This is a genomic window from Micromonospora sp. SL1-18, assembly GCF_047921505.1.
In the GTDB taxonomy this organism is placed as follows: domain Bacteria; phylum Actinomycetota; class Actinomycetes; order Mycobacteriales; family Micromonosporaceae; genus Micromonospora.
This window is the reverse complement of record NZ_JBLROA010000089.1, coordinates 1-16,933: the sequence shown is the minus strand read 5'-3', so window position 1 is coordinate 16,933 and position 16,933 is coordinate 1. Positions and strand designations below refer to the sequence as shown.

The following is a 16,933-nucleotide window of genomic DNA, read 5'->3' as shown; positions in this document are numbered from 1 at the left end:
CGGGCCGACCGGCGAGCCGACGCCTGGCGAGAACCGGGTCGCGCTGACCGGGGACGGGCTCAGCGTCACCGGCACCGGCGTCACCGTGAACGCGGCCGCCGGCGCGGGCGTCGACCGGGCGGTGCTGGCCGAGTCACGCCTGCCCGAACTGCACGCGCACACCGGCGCGGACGTGGTGGCGGTGACCCTGGACACCGAAGGCGCAGTGGTCGGCGGGCCCGACGGCGAGCGCCGACGCAGCCACAGCACCCCCGTTCCGGCCAGCCACGCCGTCGGCGCGGGAGACGCGTACCTGGCGGCGATGACCCTGGCGCTGGCGGCCGAGGCGAGCCTGCCGACCGCCGCCCAGCTCGCCCAGCTCGCCGCCACCATCACCGTCTCCGACACCGGCACCTGCGTGTGCCGGCGGGAGGACCTGCTCGACGCGCTGGGCACCGGGACGGCGGAGACCGGCCGTTCGACACTGCTCGGCGCGGAGGAACTGACCGCGCTCGCCGCCGAACACCGCCGCGCCGGCCGGTCGATCGTCTTCACCAACGGCTGCTTCGACGTGCTGCACCCAGGGCACGTCCGCTACCTGACCCAGGCCCGCGCGCTCGGCGACCTGCTGATCGTGGCGGTCAACTCCGACGGCAGCGTACGCCGGCTCAAGGGGCCGGACCGGCCGGTCAACCCGGTCGAGGACCGCGCGGCCCTGCTCGCTGCGCTGGAGTGCGTCGACCACGTGGTGGTCTTCGAGGAGGACTCGCCGGCGAAGCTGATCGAGGCGGTACGCCCGGACGTGTACGTCAAGGGCGGCGACTACCCGCCGGAGATGGTGCCCGAGGGGCCGCTGGTACGCCGACTCGGCGGGCAGGTCCGCACCCTCGGCTACGTGCCGGACCGCTCCACCTCGGCGATCATCGACCGGATCCGGGCGCAGTCGGTCACTCCCACCGTCGGCGACGGGACGGGCAGACCGACGTGAACCGGCCGCTCGACCTCGGCACACCGGAACGGTTCCGCCGCCCCCGGCAGCTCGACGTGCTGATCCCCACCCGCAACCGCCCCGCCGAACTGGCGGTCACCCTCTCCGGGCTGGCCGCCCAGGAGGGCGTACCCGACTTCGGGGTGGTGGTGAGCGACCAGTCCGACGACGGGCCGGCGTACGCGCACCCGGCGGCAGCCACCATGGTCCGGGCGCTGCGCCACCGGGGCCGTCCGGTGCTGCTGACCCGGCGGCTGCCCCGGCGCGGGCTCGCCGAGCACCGGGCGTACCTGCTGGACCAGTCGGCGGCCCGGTACGTGCTCTGCCTCGACGACGACGTCTGGCTGGAACCCGGCGCGCTGGCCCGGCTGGCCACCGCGATCAGGGAACTGGGCTGCGGATTCGTCGGAAACGCGGTGCACGGCCTCTCCTACGCCGACGACGTCCGCCCCGAGACGCACGTCCACTACGAGGAGTGGCACGGCCGGCCCGTACCGGAGCGGATCCGCCCCGGCACCCCGGAGTGGGACCGGTCCACCATCCACCCGGCGGCGAACCTGCTGCACGTCACCGAGAAGCTACGGCTGCCGGCGGGAGCCTGGCGGGCGTACAAGGTCTCCTGGATCGGCGGCTGCGTCCTCTATGACCGGGCCAAGCTGGTCGACTCCGGCGGCTTCGAGTTCTGGCGCCGGTTGCAGGAGCGCCACCAGGGCGAGGACGTCGCCGCGCAGCTCGCGGTGCTGGAGCGGTACGGCGGCGCGGGAGTGCTGCCCAGCGGCGCGTACCACCTGGAGTCGCCGACCACGGTCACCGAGCGGGACGTGGAGGCATGGGAGGTCGTCCTCAGGTAAGGAGGGGCCCCTTGTTAACAGACGTCTGTTAACAAGGGGCCCCTCCTTACACCGTGAGCAGCTCGCGGGCGGCCTCGACGACCTCGATCACCGGCACGTCGGCGACGAACGAGTCCCGGTGCGGGCAGTCGCCGTCACCGGGGCGGTGCGGATAGATGCCGGGCGTGCAGTCGACGTCGCAGACCGGGCAGCGGGTGATCCAGGCGGCGATCGGGCGGTGCCGGGCGCGCAACGGGGTCGCCCCGTTGATCAGGTTGCCGATCCAGTAGATCCCGACCGTCGGGGCACCGACCGCGGCGGCCAGGTGCAGCGGCCCGGTGTCGTTCGACACCACCAGCGCGCAGCCGGAGTAGCAGCCGGCCAGCCCACCGAGGCTGAGCGTGCCGACCTGCGGGCGGACCGGGACGCCGGCCGCCGCCACCACCGCGTCGACCGTCTCCCGCTCGGCGGGGGTGCCGGTGACCAGCACCTCGTACCCGTCGCCGGCCAGCGTGCGGGCGAGCTCACCGAAGCGCTCCGGCGGCCAGCGTCGCCGGGTGTCGGTCGCCCCCGGGTGCAGCGCCACCCGGGGCCGCGCCGGCTCGCCCAGCACCTCGCGGGCCTCGGCCCGGTCGGCGTCGGTCACCGCCAGGGCCGGGACGACCGTGGTGGCCGGCGCCCCGACCAGGGCCACCACCTCCAGGTAGCGGACCACCTCGGGCTGGTAGTAGACGTACCGGATCCAGCGGTCGAGCGGCGGCGCGTCCTCGGCCCGCAGGCCGGCGGTGACCCGGGCGCCCAGGTCGGCGACCACCGGGTTGGAGTTGGCACCGCCGCCGTGCAGCTGCACCGCCAGGTCGAAGCGTTCCTTCCGGGCCGCCGCCACGAAGGAACGCAGCGCCGCCGGCGGCTCGTCCGGCCCGGCGTCGCGGATGCCGGGCGCGGGCGGCACCACCAGCACGCGGTCCACCGGGCCGGGCCGGTCGCGCCAGAGCTCCGCGTGCCACGGCGCGCCGAGCAGCACGATCTCCGCCCCGGGGTACGCGGCCCGCAGCGCCTCCAGCGCGGGCAGGACGAAGATGAAGTCGCCGAGCGCGTTCGCCCGCAGCACGGCGATCCGCTCGACGTCGGGCACGCGCTCGCCGACCGGGCAGAGCGCCGACGGGGTGGCCACCCGACCCCTACAGCCGGTCGATCTCGTCGACCGTGATGTCCGGGTGGTGCAGCTCCCGGTCCGCGGCCGGGTCGGCCAGGATCCGCTTACCCCTGGTGGCGGTGCGGGGGCCGGCGCGGCCGACGGTGATGGTGCGCGGCGCGGGCCGGGTCGCCCTGGGCAGCCGCACCCGCAGCAGGCCGTGATCCATCACCGCGTCGATCCGGTCCGGGTCCACCCGGGACGGCAGGTCCACCCGATACTCGAAGCCGCGCATCTCGTAGCCGTCCGGGATGCCCTGGTCGGCGTTCACCTCGGCCTCCGAGCGGGCCCGTACGCACAGTTCCCGGTCGTCCAGCTCGACGGCCACCTCCTCGGGCGCCACGCCGGGCAGCCGGACGACCACCTCCCAGCCGTCGGCGACCTCACCCACCTCCACCTCGGGCGGGCTGGACCGGCCACCGACCAGTCGGCCCAGCTCGGACCGCAGGGACTGGAGCTCACCCATCGGGTCCCAGCCCTGGTACCGGCCCCGCCGGCCTCCGCCACCGCTCTGTTCCGTCATCGCGTGTCTCCGATCCGCTGGGTCGCCGTGGAGGGTCGCAGCGAGCTCGGGGCGTTCAGGTCGGCCTCCGGGTCGACGCCCACGCCCAGCCGGTCCACCAGCTCGCCGCCGAGCCAGGCGCTGATCCCGAGGATCGCCAGGGCGACCACCTCGATGGCGATCAGGGCTCCCCCGGCGGCCCGGGACTCGGCGCCCAGCCGGACCACCCAGACCGCGGCGAAGAGCAGGATCACCGCGAGGTTGGCGACCGCGTGGGTGAGCCCGACCTGCTTGGCGCGGGTGCCGGCCGGGAGGGCGAACAGGTCGACCGAGCCGGCCGCCGCGGCCAGCAGGCCGCCGATCAGGCCGGCCGCGATGTTCCAGTACGCGGCCTCGGCCAGATAGTCCGGCCCACCGGCGACGTCGATCACGTCGAAGATCACCGCAATGACCAGGAGCGCCACCGGGAACATCACCAGCATCGGGTGCAGCGGGTGACCCAGCACCTTCAGTCGGCTCTCCATCCGGCCTCCATCGGTCGCGTCCGAGCGCGCTGCGGGTTAGCCGTACCCGCCGCTTCCGGGGGCAAACCTCGCGGTCGACGCGCTCACCTAGGCTGACGATGGCGGACGCCGGCCGGTCGCGGGCCGGAATCGGGATCAGCGTCAACGGACGGGGGAGGAAACGCGTGACGACGGAGATCACCACCGCGGAGGAGCTGAGCGAGCTACTCGGTACGCCGACGCGGCGGGCGCTGGGCAAGGAGCGCACGGTGCTACACGAGCGGGACCGGGAGTGGCTGGCCTCCTCGCCGTTCTGCCTGGTCGCCACGGCCGGCGCGGACGGCGGCTGTGACGTCTCCCCGAAGGGCGACCCGCCCGGCTTCACGGTGGTGCTGGACGAGGCGACGATCGCCATCCCCGAGCGGCCGGGCAACCGGCGGGCCGACGGCTACCGCAACATCCTGGCCAACCCGCACGTCGGGCTGGTCTATCTGATTCCCAGCCGGACCGACACGCTGCGCATCAACGGCCGGGCCCGGCTGGTCCGGGACGCCCCGTACTTCGCCGACATGGTGGTCAAGGGGCACCGGCCGGTGCTGGCCGTCGAGGTGGCCATCGAGCAGATCTTCTACCACTGCCCGAAGGCGTTCCTCCGCTCCGGGCTGTGGCAGCCGGAGACCTGGCGGCCGGACGTCCTGCCGACCCGGGCCCGGCTGGTCAAGGAGGTGGAGGCCCCGGCGGATAGCCTCGCCGACCTCGAACGCCACTACGGCCCAGACTATGTGAAGACCATCTACTCCTGAGCCGGCGTCGCCTGGTCAGCGGCTGCTGTGGGCGAAGGGGTTCCGCCCGGTGGCGGCCAGGTAGAGCGGGAAGAACACCACCCACAGGACCACACAGCCCAGCAGCCACGCCTCCGGAGTCTCGACCCGGAGCGACCCGATCGAGACGGAGACCGGGCTCCCGCGTCTCATCCGCTGCCTGGCGTCCGTGTAGACCCACGCGTCCAGGGCGAGCACGACGAGCAGGACGAGGATAGGTATCGCTTTCATGTGCTGCGGCGCTCTCGATCGGCTGGGTCACGAGACGACGCCGCCATCGTAGCCCCGCTGCGGCGACGGCCCCGGAGACGACGGTTCCCCCGCCGCGGTCGCGACGGGGGAACCGATCGGAGATACCGACGGGATCAGGTGACCTTGAAGGTCCGCTTCGGGCTGGCGCCCGCGATGTGATCGGTGTCGGCGGCCTTGTAGACCCGGTAGGAGTACGTGCCCCTCTTGGTCGGCTTGATGGTGAACGAGTAGGAGCTCGACGACGAGAGCTTCTTGCTCGTGATGTTCTTCCACTTACCGTTGACCAAGCGCTGCAGATAGACCGTCTTCCCCGAGTGGCTCGGCGAAACCTTGCCGGAGAGGGTCACGGTGCGGCCGAGGCGGAACGAGGTCTTCGACAGCGTCGCCGTCACCAGCGTGGCCACGTTCACCGTACGCAGGCTGCTGACGCTGCCGGCGTAGGTGGGAGAGCCCTGGTAGATCCACTGGTAGCTGACGATCTTGGACGGCTTGTGGGTGTACGCGAGCGCGCCGCTGGTACCGCTGGTCACCGTGGTGAGCTGCGCGTACGACGAGGCGCCCTTGTACTTGGCCCACAGCTGGACGGGCACACCGACCAGGCCGGCGCCGGTGTCCTTGCGGGTCAGCTTGCCGGTCACGGTCACCGCGCTGCCGTAGGTCCGCGAGGTGGCATTGCTGCTGACGGTGGCGGCGGTGCCGATCAGCGACGCGGTCGGCGTACGGAAGGTGCGGCTGTACGCCTCGGTCTGGGCGGCACCCGAGCTGTCCTTGAGCCCGCTGACCGTGATCCGGTACGGCGTGCTGGCCTGCAGCGCGGCGGTCGGGGCCAGCGTGACCGTGGCTCCGGAGACCGACAGGTTGACCGGCACAGCCGCCCCGGTACGACCGTTGATCAGCCGCACCGTGGACGAGGTCACCGTCGCCGCGTTCACGTTCCGGGCGAAGGTGACGGTCGGCTTCGCCGTGACGGCCACGCCGGTGGCGAAGTCGGCCGGGGAGGCGTCGCGCACCCAGCCCTGCGCGCCCACCGGGCCCGGCTCCGCGCCGTTGTAAAGCACGACCAGGCCGTTGTCCGGGTTCGCGGTGACCGCGTCGACCTTGCCGTCGCCGTTGATGTCACCGAGGGCCAGACCGTGCGGTTGGTAGTTCGAGGCGTACGGGAGGGCGGAGACGCCCGGCGCGCCGAGTGAACCGTCCGCCTTCTGCGGGAGGACGCTGATCGCCCTGCTGTGCACCGTGACCGCGTCGAGCCGGCCGTCGCCGTTCACGTCGGCGGCCCTGACCGGCCCCGGAAGGTCGCCCAGCGGGGTCAGCTGGGCTGCGTCCAGGCCGCCGGCCGCGTTCTGCCGCAGGACGGCGACGGCCGGCGGGTTCCCGTACAACGTGGCGACCACGTCGGCGCGGCCGTCACCGGAGATGTCCGCGACCTCGATCCCGCCGATCTGCGGGCCGGAGCCGATCGAGTGATCGGTGCGGTGCCAGCCGTCGTCGGTGCGGTCCCAGACCCGAACGGTCGTGCCGGAGTAGCCCACCACGTCAGGGCGGCCGTCGCCGTTGACGTCACCGACCTCCAGCTCGCGGCTGGTCTCGGCCGCCACGGGCGAGACGGTGAAGGTGTGGTCGGCCTCCTGGGTCAGCAGCTTGATCCCGTCGCCGGTGGCCACCACCAGGTCGGTGAGGCCGTCGCCGTCCAGGTCGGCGGCGGCGAGGGCCGTACTGCCGGTGGTGTCGGCGATCGTGCCGATCGACTCCAGCGTGCCCGTGTCGGTCTGCCGGAAGATCTCCACACCGGCGCTGGTGCCCAGGGCCACGTCCTGCTTGCCGTCGCCGGTGGCGTCGAGCAGGGCGAGGGCGGCCGGGTCCCCGTCCTGCAGGCGCGTGGCGTACTTGACCGGGGCGGCCAGCGTGCCATTGGGCTGCTGCGCGAAGACGAACAGCTTGCGGTCGTTGGCCGAGTCGAAGTTGAAGGTGGTGGCCATGACCACGTCGTTACGGCCGTCGCCCGTGACGTCGCCGATGGCCACGGTCTGCGGCTGCGACCCGGTCGTCTTGACCTGGTACGGCCCGAACATCGGTGCCGGCGGGCTGTCCACGGAGACGGTGTAGGGGCGGGTGTCGAGGGCGCCGTTGTAGTTGCGCACCGAGACGTAGTAGGTACCGGCGCCGATCTTGGCGGACACCTTTTCGGCACCGCCCGGGCCGTTGACGTCGGACCCGCCGACCAGGCGCAGGTTGCTGTCGTAGACGGCCAGGACCGGGTCGAGGTTCTGCATCCAGTAGGGGTCGTACGCGGGCGGCCGCACCGTCACCTCGACGGACTTGAGGCCGTCCACGGTGAACTTGTACCAGTCGATGTCGCCCTCGATGCCGATGGTGCCGGTGGCCGAGGTGCCCAGCGCGGTTGCCCGGGCCGGTACGTCGTTCGGCTCGTTGGCGCCCAGGGACGGGGCCGGGAACTCCGCCCCGAAGGGGCCGCCGACCGCGGCGTACGCGTCGAGGATGCCGTAGCCGTAGTACGGGTCGATGCCGCGCGGACCGGCGTCCCGGGCGGTGTTGCGGATCCGGGCGAGGACCTGCGCCGAAGTCATCGACGGGTAGATCGTCCGCACCAGCGCAACCGTGCCGGAGACGATCGGCGCGGAGAAGGAGGTGCCGTCGCCGATGTAGTAGTTCGAGCCCAGCCCGGTGGAGACGATGTCCGTGCCGGGGGCGGCGACGTCGATCCAGTCACCGTACGAGCTGAAGTCGGTGAGCCGGCCGGACGCGTCGGTGGCGGCGACCGCGATGACCTCGGAGTACGCGGCCGGGTACTGGGCCCTACCGTCGCCGTCGTTGCCGGCGGCCACCACGACCACCGCGCCCTTGCCGGTCGCGTACCTGATCGCGTCGTGCAGCGCGGTGTTGTCACCCGGGCCGCCGAGCGACATGTTGATGATCTTGGCACCGTGGTCCGCGGCCCAGACGACGCCCCTGGCGATCTCCGAGTCGTACCCGGAGCCGTTCGCGCGGAGGACCTTGATCGGCATGATGCGCGCCGTCCACGCGGCACCCGCCACGCCGATGCCGTTGTTGGTGTTGGCCGCCGCGATACCGGCCACCATCGTGCCGTGGCCGTTGTCGTCGGCCGGCAGGGCGCTCGGGTTGATCGCGTTGTAGCCGGTCACGGTCCGGCCCTTGAGGTCCGGGTGATTGATGTTCACGCCCGTGTCGACCACCGCGATGATCTGGCCGGTCGAGCCCGTGGTCCGGTCCCACGCCTGGGGCAGCCGGACGGTGTTCAGATAAGACTGATCACCGTAGGCGTACGCCGGGTCGTTCGGCTTGAGGCTGGCCGTGCGCTTGTAGTCGAGGCTGACGTCGGCGACGGCCGGATCCTTACGCAGGCTGCGCATGAGGTCCACAGCCGAGCCTGCGCCGCGCACCTTGACCCACTCGGTGCCGTCGACGCCGGCGCTGGAACGTACGTCCCGGCGGCCGAGGACCTGGCTCTTGGCAGAGCGGGAGGCGCCGGACTTGAAGCGGACGAGCACCGCGTCCGGATCGAACTCGCGTTCCTTGAGGTCGCGCGGCCGTTCCGGGCGCGGCAACGGCGAGGCGCTGAACTTGTGGTCGGGTGGCTGGGCGGCATGGGCCGGGTGCACGGCGGGGACGAGTACCCCGGTGACGGCCAGTGCGAGCGCAGCCACCGCCGAACGGCGGAGTGGCAAGAGAAACCCCCCGTGTAGGGACGATGAGAAGTAGGGCCGGCGCATAGAGCTGCCAGGCGATGGCAGTGTGCCAGAACCGGAGCGGGCCGCACCACCTCCAAAACGGTCGATGCCGCACCCGACCGTCCACCGGCCACACTCAACGTCGCGCCGCAGGCTCGGCCCGGACCACTTCCGCCGCAGGTCAGGCATGAGCAGGCAAGTTGAAGCAGGCCGGAAGCGCCCGTGTGACCTTCACCTCCGAGATGCGTGGACGACAAGACCTACTACAGCTCGCCCAGCGTGGTGGCGGCGGACGGCCGCCCCTGGTACGAGAGCCATACGCCGGCCAACTGGGGCGCGCTGTTCGCCAACCCCGACATGGGCGTCGCCGACTTCCCGGTCTGGCAGCGGTTCCTCGAGGACGTCACTGTGGAGGTCGCCAACGACGGCAAGACCGACAAGCTGCCCGACGTAAAGGGCGCCGAGCACGAGTACAAGCTCCACTGCACGCCCGGCTCGGACGTGGGCTGCCCGCCGCCGTTCCGCACCGGCAGACGCGAGCATGCTTAAGCCTGGACTCACCGTCGAAGCTCGGCCACCTCGCCCAGCCGCTCGAGCTTGTGCGGGTTGCGGATCGCGTAGATTTGGGTGATCCGGCCATCCTCGATGACGAACGACACGGCCGTGTCGTTCTCGCCGCCGGGGTCGATGCGCGCCGCGATGCCGCCGTTGAGGTCGACGATGAAAGCCCTGGCGCCGGGCGCGACCTCGGCGAAGCGGGCCATCACCGGGACGAGCTTTGCGGCCCCGCGGACCGGCTTCGGGATTACCGGGGCCAGGCCGCCGCCGTCGCCCACGACGAGCACGTCGGGAGCCAGCACCTTGAGCAGTCCGGGCACGTCGCCGGTGGTCAGCGCGGCAAGGAACCGCTCGACCACCTGCTCCTGCTCGGTGCGGCTTACCGACATCCGCGGCCGGCGCGCCGCCACGTGCTTGCGGGCCCGCGTCGCGATCTGGCGCACCGCCGCCGGCGACTTGTCCAGCGCCTCGGCGATCTCGTCGTACGGCACATCGAAGACCTCGCGGAGCACGAAGACCGCGCGCTCCGTCGGTAGCAGAGTCTCGAGTACCGCCAGCATGGCGATCGACACGCTCTCCGCGAGCTCGACGTCCTCGGCGATGTCCGGGCTGGTCAGCAGGGGCTCGGGCAGCCACTCGCCCACGTACTCCTCGCGCTGCCGCGCGAGCGTGCGCAGCCGGTTGAGGCAGAGCCGGGTCACGATCCGCACGAGGTACGCCCGGGGGTCCCGGACCTCGCAGCGCTCGGCGTCGACCAAGGCTGCCCACCGCAGCCAGGTCTCCTGCACCACGTCCTCGGCGTCGGCGACCGAGCCGAGCATCTCGTAGGCGACGGTGAACAGCAGGCTGCGGTGGACGACGAAGGGGTCCTCGCTCATGACGCGGACGCTACTCCCGGGCGCTTGGCCAGCGGCTTCAAGCCGCACGCGGCGGCGAAGCCGTCGGACTCGATGCCGAGCGCCACGTTGCCACGCGTGCTCATGTTCGCGAATGCGATCACCGAGGTGAGCTCGACCACGGCGGGAGGTCCCAGCTCGGCGTGCAGCCGGTCCACCAGCTCGTCGGTCACGGTCGGCGGTGTCTGGCTCATCGCCTCGGCGTACTCCAGGACGTCCCGCTCCAGCGGAGTGAAGACGTCCGCCTCCCGCCACCGTGGGATCTCGCGCGCCTTCTCCACATCGAGTCCCTTGTTGCGGGTCTCGAAGTAGTTGAAGTCCAGGCACCACGTGCAGCCGACTAGCGACGCGACCGCCATGTGGGCGAACGACTTCAGGTTCTCGTCGCAGGCGTCCCACTTCTGCAGCTTGCCGCCGAGGCCGAAGCTGGCGAACAGCACCTTGGGGTTGTGCCAGTAGACGCCCACCGCCGTCGGCACCTTGCCCAGTTTCTTCTCGATCATCCGCTTGATCAGCGCTCCCTTGACGCCGGTGATCTCGGCCGGGGGGATGCGGGTCGTGTGCTCCATGTCTCCTCCTGTGTCGGTGGCTGGGCCGACGGGTTGGTAGGTCGTCGCGCCATGGAGACACCGGCCGGGCCGCGGATGTGACATCGAGCGGGAGAACGGTTGGTCTGTTCGTCGTAGACGGCGGCAGAAAAGAGTGCACCTGGCCTTGTTCTCGGCCGGGTCGTCCGTGCCTCCGTGATCTATCGTGCTCCTCGTCGCACAAGGACCCGGAGGTGGCCCACGTTGGCTCGTACGCTGCTGTACCTCGTCCGCCACGGCGAACAGGATCCGGCGTCCGGTCACGCCTCGGACGGAGGCCTTTCGCAACTCGGTCGTGAGCAGGCGGACCGGCTGGGCCGGCGGCTGCGTACAGTGCCTTTCTCGGCGATCCATCACAGTCCGTTGGCCCGGGCGGCCCAGACCGCCGACATCATCGCCGGCCATCTCCCACAGGTGCCGCGGCACGGCTGCGATTTTGTAGCGGACCGAACGCCGGTGCCCTCCACCGGGCAACGCGGCCGATACCCGGGCCGGTGGCATGCCTGGCTCGACGGCGTGCCCGACGACGAACGCGACGAAGACGCGACGGCCCTGCAGGATGCTGTCGCACACTTCGGTGTCGCCGGCGACAACGACCGGCACGAACTGCTGATTACGCACAACTTCGTCATCGGATGGTTCGTCCGCCACATGCTTGACGCCCCGGTATGGCGGTGGATTGGTCTCAACCAGGCCAACTGCGCGCTCACCATCGTGCAGTGGGATTCCGACCGACCGCCGACCTTGGTCAGCTTCAACGACACGGGGCACCTGTAGCGATACGCCATCCGGTCATCTTCACGAGGGCGCGCTGAACTGCCGCCCTTCCGGCACATGTCGTGACGCTCGCTCAGCGGCGTGAGCGCACGTCCGGTCCGTGGGCGTTGTCGACCTTGGGAAACGGCGAAGCCCAGGCCGTTGACCTGGGCTTTCTCACCGAGCCGCCTGACGGAATCGAACCGTCGGCCTACGCATTACGAGTCGGTAGCACATCGCTGGTCCGCCGCCTGGTCCTTCTGCTCAAGTTGATGTCCGCGTCCGCGATCGTCCGCTGCTGTTCGCCGGTTTGGCTGCTCGCTTGGCTGCTCGCTTGGCTGCTCAGCCAGTTCCGGGTGCCCACTGCTGCTCATCGTCGATCTTGGCTGGCGTCTCGTGGCCTCGTGAGCCCAGGAACGCCGTCACTGGCCGCTCTGGCGGGGCTCCTCTACCCTGCCGTCATGTCGATGGATGGAGTGCCAATGACCGTCACGTCCGACTGGGTGACCTTCCGGCTGCCCGTCCGGCGGGTCCTTGTCATGACGTTCCTCATCGCCTCGGCTTGGTGGCTGGTCTACCAGACCGCGCTCGCGTTGATCCTTCGGGAGCCTCCGCACCATCCGCTCCTAGCCCTTGTGGGCGGCCTCATAGGCGCCGTCGTCTTCAGCGGCGTCTGGCTCGTCGGTCATCGGGGGCGGTGGGCGTGGATTCGGATGTCAAGCACCGCCGTGGAACTAGCCCGGAGGGGCCGACCAGTCGTTCTCGCGTGGGAGGCGATCGAGTCAGCGACGATCCGCCGGCCTGGCCCGTTCGCCGCCCTCCAGGTGACCCTGCGTCCGGAAGCGGTGACACCTCCCGCTCCCGCGCAGCGCCCCCACCAACGCCGCGGCCGCCGCATCTACATCGTCGACGTCGGCCTAATGCAGCCCGGCGTCCAAGCCCTGCGGGCCGAGCTGGCGCGCCACCTGCCGCAGAGCGGTACATAAGCCCGGCTCTCGGAGCAGGAGCAGGAGCCGCAGTCCGTACTGTTCCGGATCTTGCGGTGCGGCCTGACTACTCGCTTACAAGTTCTGGGCACTCCGTCCGGCAGGGCCCGTCCGCATCCACGACCTCGGGCGGCTGTCTGCGCCCGGCCGCCGGCCGCTGCGCTCGTCCGAGCCTGTTGCTGTCACCGCGGCTGTCGACAGCCACCCCAACGCAGTGGGGTAGGCGCTACGTAGCGATCCTCAGACCAGCGCCGTCTCGTCTCAGCCATGACCATCTATCCCCTTAGGTCCGGCCTCCACGCTATCGGGGGAACCTCACTAACTCCCGGATAGCGTCTCTTCTGGGCAGAAATTTCGTACCCGGACACGTAGTGTCTTTCCGTCCAGGCCGATTCACCACTTACACGGCTGATTCCTCGACGAGAGGACATTGTGTCAACCAAACCCCTCAAACGCCGTTCCCTGCTCCGTACCGTCAGCGCCGCCGGCGTGCTGGGCCTCCTCGGCGCCTTGCTGGGCGTCAGTCCGGCGTACGCCGACCCGTCCCATGCCGACCTGGCCGTCACCGCAGCCGTTGACCCGACCGAGGTCCTCGACGTCGACGGCTGGACCTACGTGACAGTCGACGTGCGCAATATCGGATCCCTGGCCAGCCAGGAGTTCACGCTGGCCCTCAGCCTGCCCGCCGGAGCCTATTTCTTCTCCGACGGCTTCGTCCTCCCACCGAGCTGGAATTGCGACCTGTACGGAACCGCGACCTGTACGCATGCGCCGCTGGCCGCGGGTGCGGCCGCCGATCCACTGAGCATCCCGTTCGGCCTTCCGGACGGGACCGCCGGTGACACCGTCACCGTCTCGGCGACGGCGACCTCGGACCGGGAGCCAAACACCCGCAACAACACCGGTCAGGCCACCATGACCTACATCCCCAGTACCGCCGATCTATTCTTCGCCTACAACGACGGGCCGTCCAACCAGGATGTGATCGAAGGCGATCGAGTGGAATTCACCCGCTGGCTTGTCAACGGCGGTACCCGGCGCGCCCAGGACGTCACGATCACCGTCCCTGTGCCCGAGGGCTTGACGAACTCGAAAATGTCGAGCCCATATGGCTGGACCTGCGCGTTCGGCGACACGGCGGCGGACGGCAGGCCGGGGTGGCGTTGTACGCACGCTCCGCTCTGGCCCGGCCAGTGGAGCGACGAGTTCAGCTTCTCCGCCACGATCTCCGGACCCCCGGGCGTCATCACACTGGGCCTGAACGCTTCGACCACTTCACCTGAGTCCAACTTGGACAACAACACCGCGGAGCACTTGTTCACGGTCCTCCAGGCGGCCACCATCCATGGAACCGTCTGGATGGATGAGAACTCAAACCTCGTACGAGACGCAACGGACCCCGGCGCACCGGTTGGTCCCTTCGGTATCGACCGAATCAATGTGCGATGGCAGAACATCGGGACGATCAAGGCCACGGTCAACTCGGACGGCACGTACATCGCACGGGTCAGACCGGGCACATACCGCGTCGAGTTCTACATGCACCGGTTCCGCTTCATCGCCTCGCCGGACTCCGACCTCGTGTCCTGGACCTACAACGGCACCGAATATTACGGCTACACCGACTGGGTCACCGTCGCCGCCGGCGATGACGTGACGCTCGACGCAGGGGCCTCGCGCTTCTAGCAACGCCGGCACGGCCCGACCGTCGCGGGAAGCGGCGCCCGCCTCTTCGTAGAGCGAGCGCCGCTTCCACGTTTCACGACAGGTCGGCCAACGCGGGGACTTGAACCCCTAACCCCTGCCTTGCAAAGGCGGATGACGGGCGCTGAGCGTCATCGACAAGCAGCAACGCTCGTCGTCTTTCACTCAGCGCCCGTCGCCCTCTGTCAGCGCTTACCAGCGGATGTCACCGCTTCTGCTGACTTCCTGCTGACGCTCCGGCGAGCTTGACTCCTTCGTCCCGAACGCGGCTGCGGTGCATCGTCTGCTGTGATCGGTTGTCATCCGTGCCTGTTAGCTGACCTCGTGGAGGTCGATGAAGGAGTAGACGGCCCGCCAGCCTCGGCCCGGTCACCTCCGAGTACGCGGAAGCCGCCTGCGGAGCACCACCGTGAGCGCACTGATCGCGGCCAGCGTGATCGCGCTGATCGCGGAGATCGCCACCGGGGCAACCGTGCCCATGTCGGCACTGATCTGCACGACGTAGACCAGTGCACCGATCCCAATGATCACGACCGTCAAGAGCGCCACGATCAGGGCGTTCTCCGTGTCGTTGGTCCCCCCGCTCTGGCGCGGCCCCGTGCCTCTCGTTACCGTGGTCACTTGGTTTCGTTCTCCTCGTGTAATGGTCCTTGGCTCGGACATGGGTGGACGTGACCATCACGGCGGCCCCGGGGAGGTCCAGTCCCCGGGCGCTCGCCTTGACCCCGACTTGCCAGTCATCGGCCACGTTCGCCGTACTGTAGTGGCCCGGTCCTACGGATCCCCACCTTTCAACCGCGCGGCCCGGCGTCGCGCCTTAGCGTTCCGCCTTGCCACTAATCCCAACGGTGTAGCCGTAGCCCACGGCCACCCGCCCACGTCCCCGCCGGTAGACGGGTCCCGCAGGGGCCAGGCTCTACGAAAGCACACCGACCCGACAGAGCCGTGGCACCCGGTGGACAAGCCTTGCGGGCGCGATCCGAAAACCAGGCCGCGTCGGCATCGACTCGTACGCGAGTCGTTTTTCGGTGGACCGCACCGGGCAGGTGGAGACACCTCCGGCGGCACCAATTCCGCTGGTCAGAGGCCAAAGGAGGCAGGGACCTACCTCAGCGGCGCAAACGCTAGAAACGGCGGCTGTCGAGAACCTTCTTGTGCATGGCGGGTCGGAGATGAACTTGCCCTTGGACTCGCCAACGTGGTCCAGCCCGTTGCGCAAACGGCTGAGATTGCCGGCGCAGCACCCGTCAACACCTCGGCGCGGAGGCACCCGCGGCCGGTTGACCCCCCAACGCAACCGGCCGGGAGCTACCGGGAGACGGCTGGAGTTGTCGGCCTGGTCGTGCTGTCGGGTGTCAGCCCTGGACGACGTTCAGGTCGAACTTGGCGGTCACCTCGGGGTGCAGCTTGATGCTGACCGGGTAGTGGCCGAGCGACTTGATGTGACCGGGCAGCTCCAGCCGGCGGCGGTCCAGAGCCGGGCCGCCGGCCGCCTTGACGGCGTCGCCCGGGGCACCGAGGCCGGACACCTCTTGAGTCAAGCCTCAGCTTGGGAATCGGGTTGGGTTGCGGCCCCCTGGCCTGGTGCCCCCTGGTCGTTGAAGCATGAGCGACCCGGCCAAGCTCTGCGACGGGCCTCCGCTGGCCGATGTTGACCGCTGTATCGGGCACGGATCGGGCACGGGCTCAGGTAAGGCTGAGGCGACCCGGCTTTGGTGCTCCACGCCGCCTGCCGATGATCGTCGTCAGCAGTCTGTCGACAGCCGGTCTTGTCGCAGGTGGGTGCGAGACTGCGAACGGCATGGCTTCTCGCCTTGCCGCAGCGGATCATTCCGGATCGCCGCCGTAGGGCTCCTCACGGCCTAGTGGAAGCCCAAGGGCTGACGGACCAACCTCAAGCGGGCCGATCTTTCGATGCGGAACTAGCGGTGCTACTGGTTCCATGTCCCACATGGACCTTGACGCCGCGCTGCAAGCCTTTGACAGGACTGAGGCCAACATCGTTCGTCTTGAGAAGCTGTGGAAAGAGATGATCGATCTCGTCCCCGAAAGCCTCGTCTTTCAAGCGGGAAGCCCGGAAGGTATCCGGTATCGCGAACTGGTCCGGTCTTTCGGTGAAATCCGTACCGCCCTTCCCTCCATTGACGGGTGGCGACCTTCGACTGAACTGTTTGGCGACTTAGATGAGATTGCCCAAGGTCGGTTTGACTGCCTCGACCTGGATGAGCCTCTTGCACGAATTCAGTTCGAGCGAAGCATCGGTGCACCGGGCGAGGAGGTGGCCGAGTATCGACAGCGTTACTCCCACAAACGACGCCATGTCGTTCGGAGGCGGCTTGAGCAGTTGGTTGCAGAGTTCGATCGCCTACTTGCTCCGCTTGTCAGACGGGTTCCTAGGGATCTGCAGCTTGTCGACGAACCAGAATATGACGAGCTAGAGGAAATCTTCGCTGAGATTGACCGGTTAGTCGGGACAGCCTCGCCGAGAAGGGGCAGGTGGAGTGATCTTCCGCGGCACTTCCACTTTCGCCAGGGTCACGACCTCCACGACATCGCCAACATGGACTGGCCGAGCGTGAGGTCCGACATCATGGCTGGCATGTATGACGACTACGAGGCGGTGCCAGTGGAGGTGGATGACCTCGCGGCCTTACTAAGGAGTTCGC

15 protein-coding genes and 2 pseudogenes are annotated in these 16,933 nt (G+C 69.6%); 8 read left to right on the top strand and 9 right to left on the bottom strand.

The genetic code is table 11. The features are described from left to right. Together rfaE2 and ACNAW0_RS27510 are read left to right on the top strand one after the other, a co-directional pair. Positions 1-967: D-glycero-beta-D-manno-heptose 1-phosphate adenylyltransferase (gene rfaE2 / locus ACNAW0_RS27515; RefSeq protein ID WP_416290930.1), on the top strand; the 967-nt coding region annotated here is incomplete at its 5' end. Further along, a complete protein-coding gene (locus ACNAW0_RS27510; RefSeq protein WP_416290929.1) occupies positions 964-1,818 on the top strand; it encodes a glycosyltransferase family 2 protein in 855 nt (284 codons plus the stop codon). The genes rfaE2 and ACNAW0_RS27510, both read left to right, overlap by 4 nt. 46 nt (positions 1,819-1,864) lie before the next feature. Here the strand turns inward: ACNAW0_RS27510 and ACNAW0_RS27505 are convergent, their stop codons facing one another. From ACNAW0_RS27505 to ACNAW0_RS27495, 3 genes are read right to left on the bottom strand one after another with little or no spacing between them, the layout of a single operon-like run. After that, positions 1,865-2,971 (bottom strand): glycosyltransferase family 9 protein, encoded by a 1,107-nt coding sequence (locus ACNAW0_RS27505; RefSeq protein WP_416290928.1) that lies wholly within the window; start codon positions 2,969-2,971, stop codon positions 1,865-1,867. A 7-nt stretch (positions 2,972-2,978) separates the two neighbouring features. Beyond that, positions 2,979-3,515: an Hsp20/alpha crystallin family protein gene (locus tag ACNAW0_RS27500; protein WP_416290927.1), complete on the bottom strand. Its 537-nt coding sequence runs from the start codon at positions 3,513-3,515 to the stop codon at positions 2,979-2,981. Then, complete coding sequence (locus tag ACNAW0_RS27495) at positions 3,512-4,018, bottom strand: DUF2231 domain-containing protein (protein ID WP_416290926.1); 507 nt, start codon at positions 4,016-4,018, stop codon at positions 3,512-3,514. The genes ACNAW0_RS27500 and ACNAW0_RS27495 overlap by 4 nt, the downstream gene beginning before the upstream one ends. A gap of 164 nt (positions 4,019-4,182) precedes the next feature. Here ACNAW0_RS27495 and ACNAW0_RS27490 point away from each other — a divergent pair, with 164 nt between their 5' ends. Then, positions 4,183-4,800, top strand: coding sequence for a pyridoxamine 5'-phosphate oxidase family protein (locus ACNAW0_RS27490; RefSeq protein WP_416290925.1), 618 nt, complete (start codon positions 4,183-4,185; stop codon positions 4,798-4,800). 15 nt (positions 4,801-4,815) lie between these two features. On the opposite strand, the gene ACNAW0_RS27485 is transcribed toward ACNAW0_RS27490, so the two are convergent. Then, positions 4,816-5,049 (bottom strand): hypothetical protein, encoded by a 234-nt coding sequence (locus ACNAW0_RS27485; protein WP_416290924.1) that lies wholly within the window; start codon positions 5,047-5,049, stop codon positions 4,816-4,818. 134 nt (positions 5,050-5,183) lie between these two features. Then, positions 5,184-8,756 carry a S8 family serine peptidase gene (locus tag ACNAW0_RS27480; protein ID WP_416290923.1) on the bottom strand — a complete coding sequence of 1,191 codons (3,573 nt, stop codon included), beginning with the start codon at positions 8,754-8,756 and terminating at the stop codon, positions 5,184-5,186. A gap of 270 nt (positions 8,757-9,026) precedes the next feature. Between ACNAW0_RS27480 and ACNAW0_RS27475 the strand changes: the two genes are divergently transcribed. Beyond that, a complete protein-coding gene (locus tag ACNAW0_RS27475; protein ID WP_416290922.1) occupies positions 9,027-9,329 on the top strand; it encodes a hypothetical protein in 303 nt (100 codons plus the stop codon). A gap of 8 nt (positions 9,330-9,337) precedes the next feature. Here ACNAW0_RS27475 and ACNAW0_RS27470 read toward each other — a convergent pair whose 3' ends face one another. Together ACNAW0_RS27470 and ACNAW0_RS27465 are read right to left on the bottom strand one after the other, a co-directional pair. Continuing rightward, on the bottom strand, positions 9,338-10,216 hold the full coding sequence (locus ACNAW0_RS27470; RefSeq protein ID WP_416290921.1) for an RNA polymerase sigma-70 factor: 879 nt from the start codon (positions 10,214-10,216) through the stop codon (positions 9,338-9,340). Then, a complete protein-coding gene (locus ACNAW0_RS27465) occupies positions 10,213-10,803 on the bottom strand; it encodes a carboxymuconolactone decarboxylase family protein (RefSeq protein ID WP_416290920.1) in 591 nt (196 codons plus the stop codon). The genes ACNAW0_RS27470 and ACNAW0_RS27465 overlap by 4 nt, the downstream gene beginning before the upstream one ends. A 222-nt stretch (positions 10,804-11,025) precedes the next feature. Here ACNAW0_RS27465 and ACNAW0_RS27460 point away from each other — a divergent pair, with 222 nt between their 5' ends. The 3 genes from ACNAW0_RS27460 (at position 11,026) to ACNAW0_RS27450 (ending at position 14,249) form a co-directional block, all read left to right on the top strand. Beyond that, positions 11,026-11,598 carry a histidine phosphatase family protein gene (locus ACNAW0_RS27460; protein ID WP_416290919.1) on the top strand — a complete coding sequence of 191 codons (573 nt, stop codon included), beginning with the start codon at positions 11,026-11,028 and terminating at the stop codon, positions 11,596-11,598. 62 nt (positions 11,599-11,660) lie between these two features. Next, on the top strand, positions 11,661-12,563 hold the full coding sequence (locus tag ACNAW0_RS27455; protein ID WP_416290918.1) for a hypothetical protein: 903 nt from the start codon (positions 11,661-11,663) through the stop codon (positions 12,561-12,563). Between the two features lie 432 nt (positions 12,564-12,995). Next, complete coding sequence (locus ACNAW0_RS27450; RefSeq protein ID WP_416290917.1) at positions 12,996-14,249, top strand: hypothetical protein; 1,254 nt, start codon at positions 12,996-12,998, stop codon at positions 14,247-14,249. Positions 14,250-14,636: 387 nt separating this feature from the next. Here the strand turns inward: ACNAW0_RS27450 and ACNAW0_RS27445 are convergent, their stop codons facing one another. Together ACNAW0_RS27445 and ACNAW0_RS27440 are read right to left on the bottom strand one after the other, a co-directional pair. Beyond that, positions 14,637-14,888: a hypothetical protein gene (locus ACNAW0_RS27445; RefSeq protein WP_416290916.1), complete on the bottom strand. Its 252-nt coding sequence runs from the start codon at positions 14,886-14,888 to the stop codon at positions 14,637-14,639. Positions 14,889-15,622: 734 nt separating this feature from the next. Continuing rightward, a pseudogene (locus ACNAW0_RS27440) lies at positions 15,623-15,772 on the bottom strand (50S ribosomal L9 C-terminal domain-containing protein); the annotation flags it as partial. A gap of 446 nt (positions 15,773-16,218) precedes the next feature. Between ACNAW0_RS27440 and ACNAW0_RS27435 the strand changes: the two are divergent. Beyond that, positions 16,219-16,933 (top strand): annotated as a pseudogene (locus ACNAW0_RS27435) (hypothetical protein); the annotation flags it as partial.